This is a genomic window from Streptomyces sp. TLI_55 (genome assembly GCF_900206255.1).
Classification (GTDB): Bacteria; Actinomycetota; Actinomycetes; order Streptomycetales; family Streptomycetaceae; genus Streptomyces; species Streptomyces aquilus.
The window spans coordinates 8,179,369-8,196,455 of sequence record NZ_OAOJ01000001.1 but is presented as its reverse complement, the minus strand read 5'-3'; the positions used below and the strand labels follow the sequence as shown (position 1 = coordinate 8,196,455).

17 protein-coding genes are annotated in these 17,087 nt (G+C 72.9%); 8 read left to right on the top strand and 9 right to left on the bottom strand.

The window, feature by feature from the left end:
- Positions 1-281: 281 nt before the first annotated feature.
- Entirely contained in the window at positions 282-2,663 is a 2,382-nt protein-coding gene (locus CRP56_RS37565; protein ID WP_097271780.1) for a SpoIIE family protein phosphatase, read from the top strand.
- A 4-nt stretch (positions 2,664-2,667) separates the two neighbouring features.
- Here CRP56_RS37565 and CRP56_RS37560 read toward each other — a convergent pair whose 3' ends face one another.
- On the bottom strand, positions 2,668-3,255 hold the full coding sequence (locus CRP56_RS37560) for an RNA polymerase sigma factor (RefSeq protein ID WP_179851213.1): 588 nt from the start codon (positions 3,253-3,255) through the stop codon (positions 2,668-2,670).
- Positions 3,256-3,264: 9 nt separating this feature from the next.
- On the opposite strand from CRP56_RS37560, the gene CRP56_RS37555 reads away from it, so the two are divergent.
- The 3 genes from CRP56_RS37555 (at position 3,265) to CRP56_RS37545 (ending at position 6,709) form a co-directional block, all read left to right on the top strand.
- Positions 3,265-4,626, top strand: a complete 1,362-nt coding sequence (locus tag CRP56_RS37555) for a serine/threonine-protein kinase (RefSeq protein WP_097271776.1) — start codon at positions 3,265-3,267, stop codon at positions 4,624-4,626.
- 78 nt (positions 4,627-4,704) lie between these two features.
- A complete protein-coding gene (locus CRP56_RS37550; protein WP_097271774.1) occupies positions 4,705-5,373 on the top strand; it encodes a DUF4232 domain-containing protein in 669 nt (222 codons plus the stop codon).
- 79 nt (positions 5,374-5,452) lie between these two features.
- Entirely contained in the window at positions 5,453-6,709 is a 1,257-nt protein-coding gene (locus tag CRP56_RS37545; protein ID WP_097271772.1) for an arsenic transporter, read from the top strand.
- Positions 6,710-6,721: 12 nt separating this feature from the next.
- On the opposite strand, the gene CRP56_RS37540 is transcribed toward CRP56_RS37545, so the two are convergent.
- Positions 6,722-8,620, bottom strand: a complete 1,899-nt coding sequence (locus tag CRP56_RS37540) for a ricin-type beta-trefoil lectin domain protein (protein ID WP_257041506.1) — start codon at positions 8,618-8,620, stop codon at positions 6,722-6,724.
- Positions 8,621-8,937: 317 nt separating this feature from the next.
- Positions 8,938-9,864: a helix-turn-helix domain-containing protein gene (locus CRP56_RS37535; RefSeq protein WP_097271768.1), complete on the bottom strand. Its 927-nt coding sequence runs from the start codon at positions 9,862-9,864 to the stop codon at positions 8,938-8,940.
- Between the two features lie 63 nt (positions 9,865-9,927).
- On the opposite strand from CRP56_RS37535, the gene CRP56_RS37530 reads away from it, so the two are divergent.
- The gene (locus CRP56_RS37530; RefSeq protein WP_097271766.1) at positions 9,928-10,725 is read left to right on the top strand and encodes a phytanoyl-CoA dioxygenase family protein; all 798 of its coding nucleotides are present in this window, start codon (positions 9,928-9,930) and stop codon (positions 10,723-10,725) included.
- A 7-nt stretch (positions 10,726-10,732) separates the two neighbouring features.
- Here CRP56_RS37530 and CRP56_RS37525 read toward each other — a convergent pair whose 3' ends face one another.
- The 3 genes from CRP56_RS37525 to CRP56_RS37515 form a co-directional block, all read right to left on the bottom strand.
- Entirely contained in the window at positions 10,733-11,704 is a 972-nt protein-coding gene (locus CRP56_RS37525) for an aldo/keto reductase (protein ID WP_097271764.1), read from the bottom strand.
- A gap of 70 nt (positions 11,705-11,774) precedes the next feature.
- On the bottom strand, positions 11,775-12,290 hold the full coding sequence (locus tag CRP56_RS37520; protein WP_097271762.1) for a flavoprotein: 516 nt from the start codon (positions 12,288-12,290) through the stop codon (positions 11,775-11,777).
- A 9-nt stretch (positions 12,291-12,299) separates the two neighbouring features.
- Entirely contained in the window at positions 12,300-12,758 is a 459-nt protein-coding gene (locus CRP56_RS37515; protein ID WP_097271760.1) for a nuclear transport factor 2 family protein, read from the bottom strand.
- 122 nt (positions 12,759-12,880) lie between these two features.
- Between CRP56_RS37515 and CRP56_RS37510 the strand changes: the two genes are divergently transcribed.
- Complete coding sequence (locus CRP56_RS37510) at positions 12,881-13,438, top strand: TetR/AcrR family transcriptional regulator (RefSeq protein WP_097271758.1); 558 nt, start codon at positions 12,881-12,883, stop codon at positions 13,436-13,438.
- An 11-nt stretch (positions 13,439-13,449) separates the two neighbouring features.
- Here the strand turns inward: CRP56_RS37510 and CRP56_RS37505 are convergent, their stop codons facing one another.
- On the bottom strand, positions 13,450-13,638 hold the full coding sequence (locus tag CRP56_RS37505) for a ferredoxin (protein ID WP_097271757.1): 189 nt from the start codon (positions 13,636-13,638) through the stop codon (positions 13,450-13,452).
- A 13-nt stretch (positions 13,639-13,651) separates the two neighbouring features.
- Positions 13,652-14,866, bottom strand: coding sequence for a cytochrome P450 (locus CRP56_RS37500; protein WP_097271755.1), 1,215 nt, complete (start codon positions 14,864-14,866; stop codon positions 13,652-13,654).
- A 303-nt stretch (positions 14,867-15,169) separates the two neighbouring features.
- On the opposite strand from CRP56_RS37500, the gene CRP56_RS37495 reads away from it, so the two are divergent.
- Positions 15,170-15,793, top strand: a complete 624-nt coding sequence (locus CRP56_RS37495; protein WP_097271753.1) for a LysE family transporter — start codon at positions 15,170-15,172, stop codon at positions 15,791-15,793.
- Positions 15,794-16,045: 252 nt separating this feature from the next.
- Here CRP56_RS37495 and CRP56_RS37490 read toward each other — a convergent pair whose 3' ends face one another.
- The gene (locus tag CRP56_RS37490; protein WP_097271751.1) at positions 16,046-16,480 is read right to left on the bottom strand and encodes a nuclear transport factor 2 family protein; all 435 of its coding nucleotides are present in this window, start codon (positions 16,478-16,480) and stop codon (positions 16,046-16,048) included.
- A gap of 157 nt (positions 16,481-16,637) precedes the next feature.
- On the opposite strand from CRP56_RS37490, the gene CRP56_RS37485 reads away from it, so the two are divergent.
- Entirely contained in the window at positions 16,638-17,087 is a 450-nt protein-coding gene (locus CRP56_RS37485; RefSeq protein WP_097271749.1) for a nitroreductase family deazaflavin-dependent oxidoreductase, read from the top strand.

Here is a 17,087-nt window from a genome sequence, read left to right as displayed (position 1 = left end):
CTCCTCGGTGAGCTACGGGCGGCGCTCGCAGAATGGGAGCGCTCCCAAGAGGCGGTCGGAGGCCATGCTTGTTGCAGGCATGACACCTCGTCAACGGTCCGGACGGGACTGGTTGGTCGGATGGCCCCACCCGTCACATCGGCTGGATTCCTCCTTGACCCCGGGCCGTCCTCGCATCAGGCGGCTGAGGGGGTTCCCGTCCGCGCCGGGGCCCGACGCACTAGGCTGGAACGCAAGTGACGCCCTTGTTCACTGTGAGTGTCCGCAATGGAGTGGGGACGATGAGCCCGGACTACCCGTTCGACGATGCCGCGACGGCTCGGGCTGTCATCGACGAACGGGGCAGAGTCGTGGAGTGGAACGGCGGCGCGGAGCGGCTGCTCGGGCACCCGGCCGCCGACGTCGTGGGCCGCCCCGCCGAGCACCTTCTGGTCGACGACGGCACGGCGGCGCCCTTCGCCCCGGCCGGCCCGCGTTGGGACGGCATGGTCACGCTGCGCCACCGCGACGGCGGCACCGTGCCCGTGTGGCTGCTCGCGCACCACCGCCCCTCCGACAACAGCACGCCGGGCCACTGGCTCGTCGTCACCCCGCTGGAGGGCGACGGCCCCCGCTCCGCCGACGACCCCCTGGCCACCGCGGCGCTCGTGCAGTCGCCGTGCGCCGTGGCGGTCTACGACGACCGGCTGCGGCTCAGCCATCTCAACGACGCCATGGCCGAGGTGATAGGGCTCCCGGAGGAGCGCATCCGCGGCCTCAGGCTGTCGGAGATCGGCGGCAAGCCGCAGAGCGCGGAGCTGGAGGGGCATCTGCTACGGGTACTCACCTCCGGCCGGGCCGAGGACGTCCAGACCTACATGCGCACCGGCGGCGAGGCGCTGGCACACGCCTGGCTGGCCCGGATGGCCCCCGTCACCGACCGCGAGGGACGGGTGCGGGGCGTCTGCCTCGCGGCGCACGACTTCACCGAGAACTACCTCGCCCGCGAGCGGCTGCAACTGGTCAACGAAGCGAGTGTCCGCATCGGCACCACCCTCGACGTCACCCGGACGGCCCAGGAGCTCGCCGACGTCTGCGTGCCCGCGCTCGCCGACTTCGTCAGCGTCGACCTGCTGGACCCGCAGGAGAACGGCGATCCGCTCCCGCCGGTCACCGCCCCGATCGTGCTGCGCCGGGCCGCCCACCAGTCGGTCAACCCGGGCACCCCGGAGGCGGTGGCCAAGCCGGGCCAGGTCGAGATGTACCCCGCCTCCTCGCCGCAGGCCGACTCCCTGGTGGCGGGCCGGACGATCGCCGCCACCGTGGCCTCCGGGCAGCTGGACGAGTGGCTGGCCTGGAACCAGGCGCGCGGCGAGGCCGTCCGGCAGTTCGGCATCCACTCCACGATGTCGGTGCCGATCCAGGCCCGCGGTCTGACCCTCGGGGTCGCGGTGCTGACCCGGTTCCGGCGGCCCGATCCGTTCACGCCGGACGACGTGCTGCTGGCCGAGGAGGTCACGGCCCGCGCGGCCGTCTGCATCGACAACGCCCGCCGGTTCTCCCGCGAGCGGGAGACCGCGCTCGCGCTCCAGCGCAGCCTGCTGCCCCGCTCGCTGCCGCGCACCGCGGCCGTGGCGGCGGCCTCGCGGTATCTGCCGGCCGCGCGGGCGGGCGTGGGCGGCGACTGGTTCGACGTGATCCCGCTGTCCGGGATGCGGGTCGCGATGGTCGTCGGGGACGTGGTCGGCCACGGCATCCAGGCCTCGGCCACCATGGGCCGGCTGCGCACCGCCGTGCGCACCCTCGCCGACATCGACCTGGCCCCGGACGAGCTCCTCACCCACCTCGACGACCTCGTCGTACGGCTGTCCGCGGAGGCCGGTGCCGAGGGCAGTCCGGGCGAGGTCGGGGCGACCTGTGTGTACGCGGTCTACGACCCGGTGTCACGGCGCTGCACGCTGGCTCGGGCCGGGCATCCCGCGCCGATACTGATCCCGCCCGGCGGCGCGCCCGAGCAGCTCGACCTGCCGTCCGGGCCGCCGCTGGGCGTGGGCGGGCTGCCCTTCGAGTCGGCCGAGCTGGAGCTGCGCGAGGGCACCGTGCTGGCGTTCTACACGGACGGGCTGGTCGAGTCCCCGGAGCGCGACATCGACGCCGGGCACGAGCTGCTGAGCCGGTCGCTGGCCGTGTTCTCCGACTCGCTGGACGAGACCTGCGACCGGGTCCTGCACGCCCTGCTGCCGGCCGGCGGCTCCACCGACGACGTGGCCCTGCTGCTGGCCCGCACCCGGGGGCTGCCGTCGTCCCAGGTGGCGACCTGGCACATCCCCGCCGACCCTTCGCTCGTCGCCCCGATCCGCAAGCAGGTCGTCGACCAGCTCGGCACCTGGGGCATGTCGGAGGCGTCGTTCACCGCGGAACTGGTGGTCAGCGAACTCGTCACCAACGCCATCCGGTACGGCGCCCAGCCCATCCGGCTGCGCCTGATCCACGACGCGACCACGCTGATCTGCGAGGTGTCCGACACCAGCCACACGGCCCCGCATCTGCGCCGCGCCAAGACCTGGGACGAGGGCGGTCGCGGTCTGCTGCTGGTCGCCCAGCTCACCCAGCGCTGGGGCAGTCGGCACACCACCGACGGCAAGACGATCTGGGCGGAGATCGACCTGATCGACGAGGAGTGAGCAGTCACGGTGCCTCGGCCAGCCACGGTCTGACCTGGCGGCGGGCCTCGTGCAGGCGGGACTTGAAGGTGCCCAGCGGGACGCCGGCCCGTTCGGCCGCCTCCGCGTACTCCAGTCGGCAGATGTCCCGGTACACCAACGGCGCGACCAGCAGCGGGTGTTCGCGCTCCAGCCGGTCCAGCGCCTCCAGCAGGTCGATCCGCGAACCGGCGATGACGCTGGTGGTGCGCGGGTCGGCGCGGTGGTCGTCGACCGTCGGGGCCGGCTGCTCGGCGGAGCGTCGCTTGAGTTCGCGGTACTTCTGCCGGCAGCAGTTGGCCACCACGGTGTAGAGCCAGGTGCTGAAACGGCTGCGGCCCTCGAACGTGCCGATCTTCCGGGCGACTTGGAGCAGCACGTCCTGCGCGGCCTCCTCCGCGTCCTCCCGGCAGGGCAGGAACCGGCCACAGCGCCGGACGACCTCGGGGCGGACCGCCGCGAGCAGGGCGTCGAGAGCGGCCAGGTCACCGGCGGAGGCGCGCCGGGCGAGGTCCTCGATCGGAGGCTGGTCCGGCACGGCTGCTCCCGTCGGTGTGGTCGGTGCGGCAGGCATGATAGTCGTATGCACTCCGTCGAGCGGATCGGCCGCTACCGGGTCCAACGGCGCCTGGGGACGGGCGCGTTCGGGACGGTGTGGCTCGCGTACGACGACACGCTCGACGCGCCGGTGGCCGTGAAGGTGCTCGCCGACAACTGGTCGCACCGGCTCGACGTCCGCGAACGCTTCCTGGCCGAGGCACGGTTGCTGCGCCGGGCCGCGTCGCGGCGCGTGGTGCAGGTCCACGACATCGGTGAACTCCCGGACGGCAGACCGTACTTCGTGATGGAGTACGCCGACGGCGGCACCCTCGCCGACCTGCTCGACGACGGCCCGCTCCCCGTCGACGAGGCGCTGCGGCTGACGGCGTCGGCGGCGCTCGGGGCCGCCGCACTGCACGAGGCGGGGATCGTGCACCGGGACATCAAGCCGTCCAACCTGCTGCTGCGCACGGGCACCTCCGGCGATGTCGGCGCCCGGCAGGTGCTGCTGGCCGACCTCGGGCTGGCCAAGATCCTGGCCGAGGCGTCCGGCCTGACGCTGGCCGCCGGTTCGGCGGGGTACCGGCCGCCCGAGCAGGCAGAGCCGGGCACCGGCATCGACGCGCGGGCCGACGTCTACAGCCTGGGCGCGGTCGGCTACCACCTGATCACCGGGGTCGTACCGGCCGCACCCGGCAAGGTCGTACGCCCCGACCTGCTGCGCCCGGGCCTGGACCCCGGGGTCCGCCGGGCACTGCTGCGCGCCCTGCGCCCGGACCGTGCGCGGCGCTGGCCCGACGCGCGGACGTTCGCGGCGGAGCTGGAACGGCTCGCGGCGGACCGGCGGCCCCGACGCCGGCCCGCCTTCCTCGCCGGGCCGGCGGTGACGGCGGCCCTGATCGGCGCGACCTTCGCACTGTGGCCGCACGGTTCCGCGCCCACCGACCGGCGGATCGTGGACGTGACAGGGCGGGTGTCGGCCGACGTGCCCGCGGCCTGGGCCGGTCAGGTGCGCGACGCCGGCTGGGACCCGGCCGTCCTCGGTCTGCGCGCCGGGCACGAGCCGGGGTTCGCCGTCGCCGACGACCTGGCGCAGTGGCCGGACCTCGGCGCGGGCGTCAACGGCGTCTTCGTCGGGGTGCTGGAACACGGTGACGTCACGGCCGTGGTGAACCGCCTCGCCCATCCCGGGTGCCACTACGACGGCGCCCGCGACCGCACCCTGACCGTGGGGCACGGCAGGGTCCGCAGCTGGAGCGACTGCCCCGGCGGCGGCTCGGTCGTCGAGGCCGGGCTCACGCCCCCGGACCGGGGCGGGCGGCCGCAGGTGTACGTGCAGATCAGGACGGACGGCGACAGTTCGGCGGCGAGGGACGTCCTCGACTCGGTGCGGGTCAAGGGCTGAAAGCGCGAACTTTTCCGGCCGTAGGTGCATCGGACTCTCATGACGGGGCACAAAGCGCCCTACGAGGAGTGAGACGACATGGTGAACATGTACCGGCCCGGACACCGGGCGGCCCTGCTCGCGGGCGCGGCCACCGTGCTGAGCCTGCTGACCGCCTGCGGCGGTGGCGGTGGCGACGCGGACCAGACGGCGAGCGCGCCTTCTACCCTGCCCGGCACCGCCGCGCCGGCCACCAGCGGCGTGACGTCGGCGACGCCCTCGGCGCCACCGAGCGCCGGCCCGACCTCGCCCACCCCCTCGTCGCCGCCCACCGCGAGCCCGACCGCCGGCGGCCGCTGCCACACCTCCGAACTGGAGGCCGTCCTCGGCCGCAACGACCCGGGGGCCGGGCAGGAGAACTTCCCCGTGATCCTCACCAACACGTCCTCACGGACCTGCACCCTCCACGGCTATCCGGGCGCCGCCTTCGTCGACGCCGCCGGCAAGCAGCTGGGCCCGGACCCGGAGCGCTCCCCCGGCACGCCCACGACCGTGCGGCTGGCGCCGGGGCACAGCGCCTGGTCGGGCATCACGTTCGCCAACCCGAAGATCAGCGGCGCGCGCACCGCCAACCCCGACGCCCTGCTGGTGACACCGCCGGACGAGCGGGAGCCGCTGAAGGTGTCGTGGTCGGCGGGAGAGGTGCCGGTCTCCGGAAACGAGTCCACGGTCTTCCTGACGGTGTTCGACCAGGGCCCCGGCGCCTGACTCCCCTACCACCGGCGTCTCTTACCCGCGCCTGTTCTCATGAGCGGGTACGGCTCGAACACGCTCCGAAGGATCCCCCCTGAACACCCCGCTCGCCGAAGTCCTGTCCATATCCCTGCTCGTCGCCGTACTCGCCTGGGCCGTCATCCGTCCCCGCGGCCTGCCGGAGGCGGTGCTGGCGGTCCCGGCGGCCGGGCTCGCGCTCGCCACCGGAGCGATCTCGCCCGAGCACGCGTGGGCCGAGGCCGAACGGCTGGGACCGGTGGTCGGCTTTCTCGCCGCGGTGCTCGTGCTCGCCCACTTCTGTGACGTCGAGGGGCTCTTCCGGGCGTGCGGGGCGTGGATGTCCCGCCGGGCCGCCGGCCGCCCCGGCACCCTGCTGGCCTCGGTGTTCGTGCTCGCGTCGGCGATCACGGCGGTCCTGAGCCTGGACGCCACCGTGGTGCTGCTCACGCCGGTCGTGCTGGCCACCGCGGCCCGCAGCGGCGTACCGGCCCGCCCGCATCTGTACGCCTGCGCGCACCTGTCGAACACCGCGTCCCTGCTGCTGCCGGTGTCCAACCTCACCAACCTGCTGGCCTTCGAGGCGAGCGGTCTGAGCTTCACCCGGTTCGCGGCCCTCATGGCGCTGCCCTGGCTGGTCGCGATCGGCGCCGAGTACCTGGTGTTCCGGCGCTTCTTCGCGGACGACCTCAAGACCGCCGTCACCGCCCCCGACACCGGTGAGGCGCCCGAGCTGCCCGTGTTCGCGCTCGTCACCGTCGGCTGCACGCTCGCCGGGTTCGTGGTGGCCTCCGCCGTCGGTGTCGAGCCGGCGTGGGTGGCGCTCGTGGGCGCGCTGGTGCTGGCCGGCCGGGCGTTGGTGCGGCGGCGGGCCACGCCGCTCACCGTGGTGAAGGCCGCCGCGCCGGGGTTCCTGGCGTTCGTCCTCGCACTCGGCGTGGTGGTGCGCGCGGTCGTCGACAACGGGCTCGCCGACGCCCTGCGCCAGGTGATCCCGGAGGGGTCCGGGGTGGTGGTGCTGCTCGGGATCGCCGTGCTGGCCGCCGTGCTGGCGAACCTGATCAACAACCTGCCCGCGGTGCTGGTCCTGCTGCCGCTCACCGCGGCGGCCGGGCCGGGTGCGGTGCTCGCGGTGCTGATCGGTGTCAACATCGGCCCGAACCTGACGTACGCCGGTTCGCTGGCGACGCTGCTGTGGCGGCGGATCGTTCAGGGCGACGGTCAGGACGTCGAGCTCGGCGAGTTCACCCGCCTCGGCCTGCTCGCCGTCCCCGCCGCGCTGGTGCCGGCGACGCTGGCCCTGTGGGGTTCGATCCAGCTGATCGGGGCCTGAGCGGCGCCGGGGTCAGCGCCGGCCGCTGCCGTATCCGCCGCCCCCGTACCCGCCGTAGCCCCACCCACCGCCGTACCCGCCGCCGTACTGGCCGTCCCCGCCGCAGGAGTTCGTGTAGTAGCAGGGGACGTCGGTCGGATACGGGCTGCTGGGGGTCGGGGCCGCGGTCGACGGAGTCGGGGACGGCGTCGGGGTCGCCTTCTTCGGGGTGGGCGTGGGGGTCGGGGTCGGGGTGGGGTCGGTCACCGCGTCCCAGTTGACCCACTCCATCTGGAGGTCGGCCTTGGAGGTGTCGAAGACCCAGCGCTGGACGGCGCTGTCGTCCTCGCGGGACTTCAGGACCAGGGCGCCGGTGCCGTCGGTGGCGGCGGGGGTCAGGGCCAGGTCCTGGTCCCAGCGCGGCACCAGGTTGCCGCGCGCCGTGAAGTCGTACCGGACATCCTCGTCCTCGGCCTTCCCGGCGCCGCTGCACTGGGCGAGCTGCACCGAGTAGCCGAGGTGGGAGTCGAGGCAGAGCTCGGGGTCGGCGGAACTGCGCAGCAGTCCGTCGGTCTCGTACGTCCACTGCTGCGCGGCGTCCGAGGAGCAGTCGGTGACCTCGGTCTCGGCGCCCTTGACGGCCTTCTTGCCGGCGACGGCGACACAGAGCCCGGAGTCGACGTTGTGGATCCGGCCGCTCAGGGTGCCCTGCCCCTTCCGGCCCGAGCCCACCAAGGTCGGGTCGGTGGTGGAGTGGTCTGTGCCGGTGCCGGGCGTGTCCGAGGCGCGGGCGCCCGCGGCCGGGGCGGTGTCGTCGCTCTTGCCGATGGACCACAGGACCAGCGGGAGGACGACGAGGGCGCCGGCCGTCGCCACGGCCGCGGTGAGGTTGCGGCGGCGGGCGGCCGCCTTCTTCGCCGAGTGCCGTCTGCGGCTTCTTGGCGTCGGCGCGGGGCCTCCGGCGCGAGCGGCGGGCGGTGCGCCGGGGACGGAGGGGGCGGTACGGGGAAGGGGCGGCGTGTCGAAGAAGGGCTCGCCCGCGATGGTGCGGGCGACGGCCTCCACCGGTGCCTCCGGCGCGGGTGCGTCCGCCGCCTCCTGGGCGGCCCGGGTCTCGGCGTAGGCGCGGCCGCCCCAGCCGAGGACCGCCTCGGCCAGGGCGACACCGAGGCCCTGGTCGTTGAACTGGTTGAGCTGGTCGGCGGTGTGCCGGCAGTGCTTGCAGCGGTCCAGGTGGGCGCGCAGGTCGGGGTCGACGTCGATGCCGCCGCGCCGGTAGGTGACGTCGAGCATCCGCAGGAAGCTGCGGCACTCCTGCTCGGGCGCGAGTTCGCGGTGGACCTGGAGGCACTCCTCGCGCAACCGCTCGCGGGCGCGGCCCAGTTCGACGCGCACGTCCTCCTCGTCCAGGCCCAGCAGGGCGCCGGGTATCTCCAGCGGTTCGCCCTCGACCTCGCTGTGCCACAGCAGCGCGCGGGCGGACTGCGGCAGCCGCTGGAACGCGCCGGACAGCAGCCGCCGGCCGGCGGGCGGCAGCAGCCGGGCCGAGGCCCGCTCCCCGTGGCCGCTCTCGGAGCGCAGTTCGGGGTGGAGCTGTTCGCGTCGGCGGTCGGTGTCCCATTCGGCGGCGATGCGTCGCACGGTGACGAGGATCTGCGGGCGCCAGGCGGCCGTCGGTCCGTTGTGCCGCAGGGATTCGCCGAAGAGCCGGGTGAATGCGGCGGTGGTGAGCATTCCGGCGGAACGCGGTCCGTCGGTGCACAGCCGGGCGTAGACGTAGGCCGCTTCCCAGTGCCGGTCGAGGAGTTCACCGACGGGGTGGAGGGCAGGCGCCGTTCCCGTCCACTTCTTCAGCTCCGCGCTGAGTTGTGCGTCCGTCACGTCGAAGAGGCGGCCCGGGGCGGTGGAATTCGGCAGGCCTGCGTCTTTCACGGCGGCATTCCTCTCGGGGGCTTGCACAAAAGTCCATACCAATAGGCATGGGGTCCCGCCGACGGCAGCTCTTGTGGAGCGTGGGGGGTGTACGGGAGGGGTCGCGCGCGAACCGGAATCTTCTTGTCCGCGTGCCGACAAGGCCCCACCTTTGCACAGGTCAGCGCGATGTAACAAGAGATCCCGCGGTTTTGTGCATTGCGTGCGCACCGTGTGTTTTTGACGTTGAGTCAATACCGGGAGCATGGGCGAAAGGGCTTTCCCGCGGCAAACCATTGAATGGCCACGACAGCCACTGTCCGGCGGGTCCACGCGCGTCACGTGTCAACCATTGGGCCGCCAGAACGGTACGCGCCGGGTGGCAAACCGAATCGCTCACGGAAGACCCGGTGGAAATGGAAGGGACTCACGAACCCCGATGCCCTGGCCACCCGTTCCACCGGCAGGTCGGTGGCCTCCAGCAGCCGTGCGGCGTGCCGCAGCCGCGCCTCGCGCAGGGCACGCATCGGCGACTGTCCGACCTGCCGGGTGAACAGGTGCGCCAGCCGGGAGGGCGACAGCGCGACACGCGCGGCGAGGGAGTCGACGGTGTGGGGCGCGCCGGGGTCGGCGACGATGAGTTCCTGGACGCGGGCGATGCGGGGGTCGAGGCCGGGGGCCGGGGGACGCCGGCGCGCGGCACCGGCCGTGAGCAGGACGACCTCCTCCAGTGCGCCCAGGGCGAGTTCACGCGCGACGGTGTCGTGCGCCACGGCGATGCGGTCGTCCGCGGCCTCGCGTCCCGGTGCCGGTTCCTCGGCGCCGGGCGGGCGGCGGGCGTCCGTGCGCATCCGGTGGAACGCCGACTCGACGCGGGCGCGCAGGGCGGCCGGGGTCGGGGTGACGACGTAGAGGCCGTCGCCGCGGTCGTACTGGCGCAGCCAGGGCAGCCAGGAGGGGCGGGCCTGGCAGTGTGCCCACCAGAACCGCCAGTGCGGGGCGTCCGGTGCGACGCCGTAGCCGTGCGGGGAACCGGGGCCGAGGACGACGAGATCGCCGGCCCCGGCCCGGGTCGCGGCCGAGCCGTGGCGCAGTTCCCCACCGCCGGCCGTGGTCCAGGTGAACAGCCAACTGTCCGAGCCCTGCGGGCGGTTGACGACATAGCCCGGCGACTCGTCGTAGCGGCCGAGCACGACCAGGCCCGCGGGCGGCGCGGGCACGCCCGGGGCAGCAGTCCCGGGCAGTCCGTCAGCGGTCACGGGCATCCTCCTGACATCGCCTCCCACCTAGCGTGACACGCGGACGAACACCGACCGAGGAGGGGATGCATGACCGTCACGGGCAAGGAAGTCGCCGACCGTGTGAGGCAGTTCGAGGAGGCGGGGTTCCTCATCGTCCGCGGGCTGTTCGGGGCGGACGAGATCGACCGGCTGTGCGCGGAGTTCACGGCACTGCACGCGGCCGGGCCGGTGCGCGGGCACTTCGAGCCGCGGCCCGGGGACGACCCGCTGGCGGTGTGGCCGCGGGTGATGCAGCCGCACGAGATCAACGCGCTCGCCCGGCGGACGCTGCTCGACACGCGGCTGCGGGATGTCCTGGAAGGACTGCTCGGCGAGGAGGTGCTGGCCGCGCAGAGCATGTTCTACTTCAAGCCGCCGGGGGCGCGCGGGCAGGCGCTGCACCAGGACAACTTCTATCTGCGGGTCGAGCCGGGGACGTGCGTCGCGGCGTGGGTGGCGTGCGATGTGATCGACCGGGAGAACGGCGGCCTGGAGGTCGTTCCGGGCACGCACCGGATGGACCTGTTCTGCCCGGAGGAGGCGGACGAAGGGGTGTCGTTCGCCCGGGAGTACGTGCCGCCGCCGGCGGGGCTCGCGGCGGTGCCGGTGGACATGGCGCCGGGGGACGTCCTGTTCTTCAACGGCAGTGTGGTGCACGGCTCGCAGCCGAACCGGAGCGCGTCGCGGTTCCGGCGCTCGTTCATCGGGCACTACGTGGGGGCGTCCGCCGAACGGATCGGGGCCTACTACCGGACGCTGTCGATGCGAGGAGAGCGCGTCGCCCTGCGGGAGAGCGAGGGCGCCGGTCCCTGCGGGACGGAGTTCGCACCGCAGGGACCCCACTGAGCAGCGGTTATCCGTGGCCGACGATCGGCCGGGCGGTGTACGACCGCTCCAGCTCCTCGATCTCCTTCTCGCTGAGGGCGAGTTCGACCGCCGCGACCGCGTCCTCGATGTGGTGGGGCTTGCCCGCGCCGACGATCGGGGCCGCCACCGTGTCCTGGTGGAGCAGCCAGGCCAGCGCCACCTGGGCCCGGGGGACGCCGCGGTCACCGGCGATCCGGGTGACCGCCTCGACGATGGTGCGGTCGCCCTCCTGGTAGAGACGGTTGCCGAAGTCGTCGCCCGCGCTGCGGTCGGTGACCGTGCCCCAGTCCCGGGTCAGCCGGCCCCGGGCGAGCGGGCTCCAGGGCAGCGCGCTGACGCCCTGGTCGGCGCAGAGCGGGAGCATCTCGCGCTCCTCCTCGCGGTAGAGGAGGTTGTAGTGGTTCTGCATGGAGACGAACTTCGTCCAGCCGTGCTTCTCCGCCGTGTACTGCATCTTGGAGAACTGCCACGCGTACATCGAACTGGCCCCGAGATAGCGGACCTTGCCGGCCTTGACCAGGTCGTGCAGGGCCTCCATCGTCTCCTCGACCGGGGTGTGCGGGTCGTAGCGGTGGATCTGGTAGAGGTCGACGTAGTCGGTGCCGAGACGGGTCAGGCTGTGGTCGATCTCGGTCATGATCACCTTGCGGGACAGTCCGCCGCCGTTGGGTCCGGGCCGCATCCGGCCGTGCACCTTGGTGGCGAGGACGATCTCGTCGCGGTCGGCGAAGTCCCGCAGCGCCTTGCCGACGATCTCCTCACTGGTGCCGTCGGAGTAGACGTTCGCGGTGTCGAAGAAGTTGATGCCCGCGTCGAGCGCCTGCCGGATCAGCGGCCGGGACGCCTCCTCGTCGAGGGTCCACTCGTGCACGCCGCGGTCGGGCAGTCCGTAGGTCATGCACCCCAGACAGATCCGCGACACGTCCAGGCCGGTCGAACCGAGCTTCACGTACTGCATCGTTGCTGCTCCCGCCTTCCGAGTGGTTACGAAAGGGAGCGTACGGTGTCCGGCCGCGCCCCTCAGCGGGTCACCTTCCGAGCAGGTCCAGCGCCTGTTCCCAGCCGAACTCCGCCCCCGGCTCGCCCGCGAACGGCGGCCCGAACCGCACGCCCATCCCCCGCAGTCGTATCAGGCTGTCCTGATAGGCGGGATGGGCGGCCAGCGCGTCGGCCACACACGGCAGTACGGCTATCGGGACGCCCAGGCCGTGGGCCTCGCACAGGGTGGCCACGGCGAGGGTGTCGGCGAGGCCGGCCGCCCATTTGTTGACGGTGTTGAAGGTGGCGGGCGCTACCACGACGGCGTCCGGCGGCGGGAAGGGACGCGGCTCGCCCGGGGTGCGCCAGGCGGAGCGGATCGGGCGGCCGGTCCGCGCCTCCACAGCAGCCGTGTCGAAGAACCCGTTCGCGGCGACGGGGGTGGCGATGACGCCGACCTCCCAGTCCCGTTCCTGGGCGGCGGTGATGAGTTCGCCGACGTCGGCGGCGATGCCGGCGGCGCAGACGACGACGTAGAGGAAGGATTTCTGAACCTGTTCGGTCACTCCGGAACCCTACTGAAGGGGGAACGACCGCCCGTGCTCGGCCTCGGGTCGCGGGCCGAAGATACGGCGCTCCTTCTCCTCGATCGGGACGTCGTTGATACTGGCCTCGCGCCGGGTCATCAGGCCGTGCTCGTCGAACTCCCAGAGCTCGTTGCCGTAGCTGCGCCACCACTGGCCGTCGGTGTCGAGGGACTCGTACTGGAAGCGGACGGCGATGCGGTTGCCGTCGAACGCCCACAGGTCCTTGCGCAGGGCGTACTCCCGCTCGCGTGCCCACTTCGCGGTGAGGAACGCGACGATCTCGTCCCGGCCGGTGACGAAGGTGTCGCGGTTGCGCCACACCGAGTCCTCGGAGTACGCGAGCGCCACCTTGTGCGGGTCGCGGGTGTTCCAGGCGTCCTCGGCGGCCTGCACCTTCCGGGCGGCGGTCTCGCGGGTGAACGGCGGCAGGGGCGGGCGGTCGGTCATGTCAACCTCCGTGTTCGGTGCGGGAGAACGTGCGTTCTCCCCGCTGCTGCTACCGTAGGAGAACGCACGTTCTCGCGTCAAGGAACGTCAGGAACGCCAGGCATCGTCAAGGAGCGACCCTCATGGACAGCGCGACCGCCCGGGAGCAGGCACTGGACGCCGCGGAGGAGCTGTTCTACGGCCGCGGCATCCGGTCCGTCGGCATGGACGACGTCCGGGGCGCGTCCGGCGTCTCGCTCAAACGGCTCTACCAGCTCTTCCCCGCGAAGGAGCAGCTGGTGGAGGCCTACCTGGAGCGCCGCGACATCCGCTGGCGCGGGCGGCTGGCCGGCCACGTCGAGGGACACCCGGACCCCGAGGAGCGGATCCTCGCCGTCTTCGACTGGCTGGAGTCGTGGTTCGGCGAGGACGGTTTCCGCGGGTGCGCGTGGATCAACTCGTACGGCGAACTGGGCGCGACCTCGGACCGGGTCGCGGCCCAAGTGCGGGCGCACAAAAGGGCGTTCCGGCGGTACCTCGACGGCCTGGTCGCGGACGCGGGACTGCCCGGCGCGGTGGCCGGGCAGCTGTTCCTGCTCGCCGAGGGGGCGATGGTGACGGCGGGGATCACGGGGAGCACCGCGCCCGCGCGGGAGGCGCGCGAGGCGGCGCGGCTGCTGGTGCGGGCCGCGGCCCGCTGACGGTGGGACGGCTATGTCACGGTGATGGCGCCCACGGGGCAGGCCCGGGCCGCCTCGCGGAGCATCGGGTCCCCGGCGCCGTCCTCCCGGCCGGGCAGCAGCGTGCTGAATCCGTCGTCGTCCTGGGTGAACACGGCCGGGGCGGCCAGGGCGCACTGGCCGGCGCCGATGCAGACGTCCTTGTCGATGTCGATGTGCATGGCCTTGAGCCTCTTACCAGGTCACGGGGAGTTCCAGCATCCCCTGGATCGTGTCGCCGGGCTTGAACGGGATCTCGTCCGCGGGGGCGGCGAGACGGAGTGCGGGCAGCCGGGTGAAGAGGGTGCGCAGGGCGATCTCCATCTCGGCGCGGGCCAGGTTCTGGCCGAGGCACTGGTGGATGCCGAAGCCGAAGGCGACGTGGTGGCGGGCGGAGCGGTGCCAGTCCAGCGTGTCGGGGGCGGGGTAGACGTCCTCGTCACGGTTGATGACCGAGGTCGAGAAGACCACTCCGTCGCCCGCCCGGATGGTCTCGCCACCGGCCTCGATGTCCTCGGTGGCCAGCCGCAGCAGCCCGTCGGCGATCGAGAGCATGCGCATCAGCTCCTCGACGGCGGCGGGCAGCAGCTCGGGCCGCTCACGCAACTCGGCCAGCCGCTCGGGGTGTTGGAGCAGGGTGAAGGTACCGAGGGAGATCATGTTGGCGGTCGTCTCGTGTCCGGCGACCAGCAGGATGGTGGCGAGGGAGATGACCTCGACGCGGTCCGACTCCCCCGTGCGCAGCCGTTCGTGGACGAGTTCGTCCAGCACTCCGCCGCCGGGTCGCTCCTCCTTCAGCTTCCGGTCGATCAAGTCCTCGAAGTAGGCGTCCAGTTGATCGCGCGCGTCCTGCGTGTCGGCCGCCCTCGGGCCGCGCAGCAGCCGACGCGACTGCCCCTCGAAGAACTCGTGGTCGGCGTACGGCACGCCCAGCAGGGCGCAGATCACCATCGAGGGCACCGGCAGCGCGAAGGCGCTCACCAACTCGGCGGGCGGGCCCTGCGCGATCATCGCGTCCAGCCGCTCGTCGACGATCCGCTGGATCTGCGGCCGTAGTTCGGCGGCCCGGCGCAGGGTGAAGGCGGGCACCATCATCCGGCGCTGCGTGTGGTGCTTCGGGTCGTCGACGCCGAGCAGCGCCACCCTCCGGTTGCGTACCGCGGCGAAGCGTTCGGTGGGGGCGGGGAAGCCCGGGCGGGTGCGGTCGGTCGACAGGCGTGGGTCGGCGAGGAGGGCGCGGGCGAGGGCGTGCCCGGTCACCAGCCAGGCCGGCCGGCCGTCGTAGAGGGTGATGCGGGCCAGTGGGCGGCCGTCGCGCAGCGGGGCGTAGGCGGTGGGCGTGTGGTAGGGGCAGGTGCGGTCCTGCGGGAAGGCGACGGGTTCCGTTTGCGTGGGGGGCGTTGCCGTCATGGAAGACCTCGCAGACGAAGTGAGCTTCGTGCCCGATGCTTGACGGGACATCGCGCAGATCTTCATTAGATGCCCGGGGCATCTATGTGGCGACGAGAAGTTCGGCCAGATCGGTGGCGCCGGGAGGTTGGCCGGGGATGCTCGCTCGGGAATCGAAAACCGGTTGAAGGCGAAGGCGGCTCCGGCACAGAATCCCGCCATGCCTACGACGCACCACACCCCTCTGCCGCTGACCGCCGCCGCCACGCCGGTGCGGTTCCAGCAGCAGACCGGCCGTCCGGAGGGACCGACACCTCCCGTCTCGTGACCGGGGCGCTCGTCGCGGGCCTGCTCGCGGGCTATGGCATCGCCATGCCCGTCGGCGCGGTCGCGACCTACCTCGTCTCGCTCACCGCCCGTACGTCCCTGCGCACCGGTGTCTGCGCCGCCCTCGGCGTCGCGGCCGCCGACGGGCTGTACGCCCTGGTGGCCACGGTCGGGGGCACCGCCCTGGCCGCCGCGCTGCGCCCGCTGCTCGGGCCGCTGCGCTGGGCCTCGGCACTGCTGCTGTTCGCGCTGGCGGTCCGGGGCGCGGTCGTCGCCGTACGCCAGTACCGCGCCCGTCGCCTCGGCAGCCGCACCGATCCGCCGCCCCCGAGCCCCGCCAGGGCCTTCGTGGCGCTGCTCGGGATCACCCTGCTCAACCCGACCACCGTGATCTACTTCGTGGCCCTGGTACTCGGCACCCGCACCACGGACGCCGTCCGCCCGCTGGAACAGGGCGTGTTCGTCCTGGCGGCGTTCGTCGCGTCCGCGAGCTGGCAGCTACTGCTGGCCGGGGGCGGCGCCCTGCTCGGCCGAACGCTGACCGGACGGCGGGGGCGACTGGTGACGGCGCTGGTGTCGAGCGGGGTGATCGCGGCGCTGGCGGTGCGGATGATGCGGTGAGGCGGGCTACGCGGCGCTCACGGGTCGCGGACCTGGTCGGCGGGCGGTCAGGGGCGAAGGCCCGGGCGGCGGCCGACCACGGGCAAGGACCCAGGCGGCGGCCGACCAGGGGCGGAGACCCGAGCCATAGCCGGTCAGGGTCGGTGGCCCCCGCGGAGGCCGATCAGGGGGCGCGGGCCCGGGCGGTCGCCGGTCAGACGGCGAAGGCCCGGACGGCGGCCCGTCAGCAGCGGGGACCCAGACGACTGCCGGTCAGACGGTGAAGGCTTGGGCGACCGTGAGGCTGTCCTCGTACACGTGGTGTCGGACGATCAGGCCGTCCTCGACGGTCAGGTGGAGGGCGAACCTGGCGCGATAGGCGCGCCCGGTCTCCCGTGCCGTCTGCCGGATCTCGCCGAGGACCACCGCGTCGGCTCCGTCCACCAGGATGCGTTCGATCCGGGTGTCCCCCTCCTCGGGCGCGTGATGCGCGGCCAGCTCGCGGTAGTGGGCGGCGGCGTCCGCGCGGGTCTCGCGGTGGCGGATCCACGGGGTGGCGGCGCGACCGTGCTCGTCCTCTGGCCAGTTCAGTTTCCAGTCGGCGTGTTCGGCGTACAGCTCGGCGATCCGCTCCGGGTCGCCGCGGCCGATGCGCCGCAGCAGTTCCGCGATCACCGCGCGGGTCGTGGTCTCGATGGTGGCGGTCATGGGTACTCCTCCCCTTCGGCGGTTGCCACTGTGCCCCGGGAGGCCCAGGAGAGGCGATTACCTCCTGGGTCATGGCGGGATGGATGAATCCGCAGCACTCCGGTGTTGTCGCCGATGGCAGTCAGCCGCAGGACACGACGACGATAGGACGGATGCCATGCCTCTCGAGGGCGAGTACGAACCCAGCCCGACCGCATGGGTGCGCGAGCAGGTGGAGCTGTACGAGAGCTCCGGCGGTACCGAGGGGACGACCCTGATGGACACCGGAATGCCCGTGATCCTGCTGACGACCCTGGGCGCCAAGAGCGGCAAGATCCGCAAGACGCCGCTGATGCGGGTCGAGCACGACGGCCGGTACGCCGTGGTCGCCTCGCAGGGCGGCGCGCCCACGCACCCGGTCTGGTACCACAACATCAAGGCCGACCCCCGCGTGGAGCTCCAGGACGGACCGGAGAAGCGCGACATGACCGCGCGCGAGGTCACCGGCGCCGAGAAGGCCGAGTGGTGGGAGCGGGCCGTGGCGGCGTATCCCCCGTACGCGGACTACCAGAAGAAGACGGACCGCGAGATCCCGGTCTTCGTCCTGGAACCGTCCACGGAGAACTGA

What these genes read in the sequence shown, in the direction of transcription:
- CRP56_RS37525 (WP_097271764.1), bottom strand. Translation starts at nt 11,704, where the DNA reads ATGCAGTACGTGAAGCTCGGTTCGACCGGCCTGGACGTGTCGCGGATC.
- CRP56_RS37490 (WP_097271751.1), bottom strand. Translation starts at nt 16,480, where the DNA reads ATGACCGCCACCATCGAGACCACGACCCGCGCGGTGATCGCGGAACTG.
- CRP56_RS37555 (WP_097271776.1), top strand. Translation starts at nt 3,265, where the DNA reads ATGCACTCCGTCGAGCGGATCGGCCGCTACCGGGTCCAACGGCGCCTG.
- CRP56_RS37500 (WP_097271755.1), bottom strand. Translation starts at nt 14,866, where the DNA reads ATGACGGCAACGCCCCCCACGCAAACGGAACCCGTCGCCTTCCCGCAG.
- CRP56_RS37510 (WP_097271758.1), top strand. Translation starts at nt 12,881, where the DNA reads ATGGACAGCGCGACCGCCCGGGAGCAGGCACTGGACGCCGCGGAGGAG.
- CRP56_RS37485 (WP_097271749.1), top strand. Translation starts at nt 16,638, where the DNA reads ATGCCTCTCGAGGGCGAGTACGAACCCAGCCCGACCGCATGGGTGCGC.
- CRP56_RS37505 (WP_097271757.1), bottom strand. Translation starts at nt 13,638, where the DNA reads ATGCACATCGACATCGACAAGGACGTCTGCATCGGCGCCGGCCAGTGC.
- CRP56_RS37535 (WP_097271768.1), bottom strand. Translation starts at nt 9,864, where the DNA reads ATGCCCGTGACCGCTGACGGACTGCCCGGGACTGCTGCCCCGGGCGTG.
- CRP56_RS37530 (WP_097271766.1), top strand. Translation starts at nt 9,928, where the DNA reads ATGACCGTCACGGGCAAGGAAGTCGCCGACCGTGTGAGGCAGTTCGAG.
- CRP56_RS37515 (WP_097271760.1), bottom strand. Translation starts at nt 12,758, where the DNA reads ATGACCGACCGCCCGCCCCTGCCGCCGTTCACCCGCGAGACCGCCGCC.
- CRP56_RS37560 (WP_179851213.1), bottom strand. Translation starts at nt 3,255, where the DNA reads ATGCCTGCCGCACCGACCACACCGACGGGAGCAGCCGTGCCGGACCAG.
- CRP56_RS37550 (WP_097271774.1), top strand. Translation starts at nt 4,705, where the DNA reads ATGGTGAACATGTACCGGCCCGGACACCGGGCGGCCCTGCTCGCGGGC.
- CRP56_RS37565 (WP_097271780.1), top strand. Translation starts at nt 282, where the DNA reads ATGAGCCCGGACTACCCGTTCGACGATGCCGCGACGGCTCGGGCTGTC.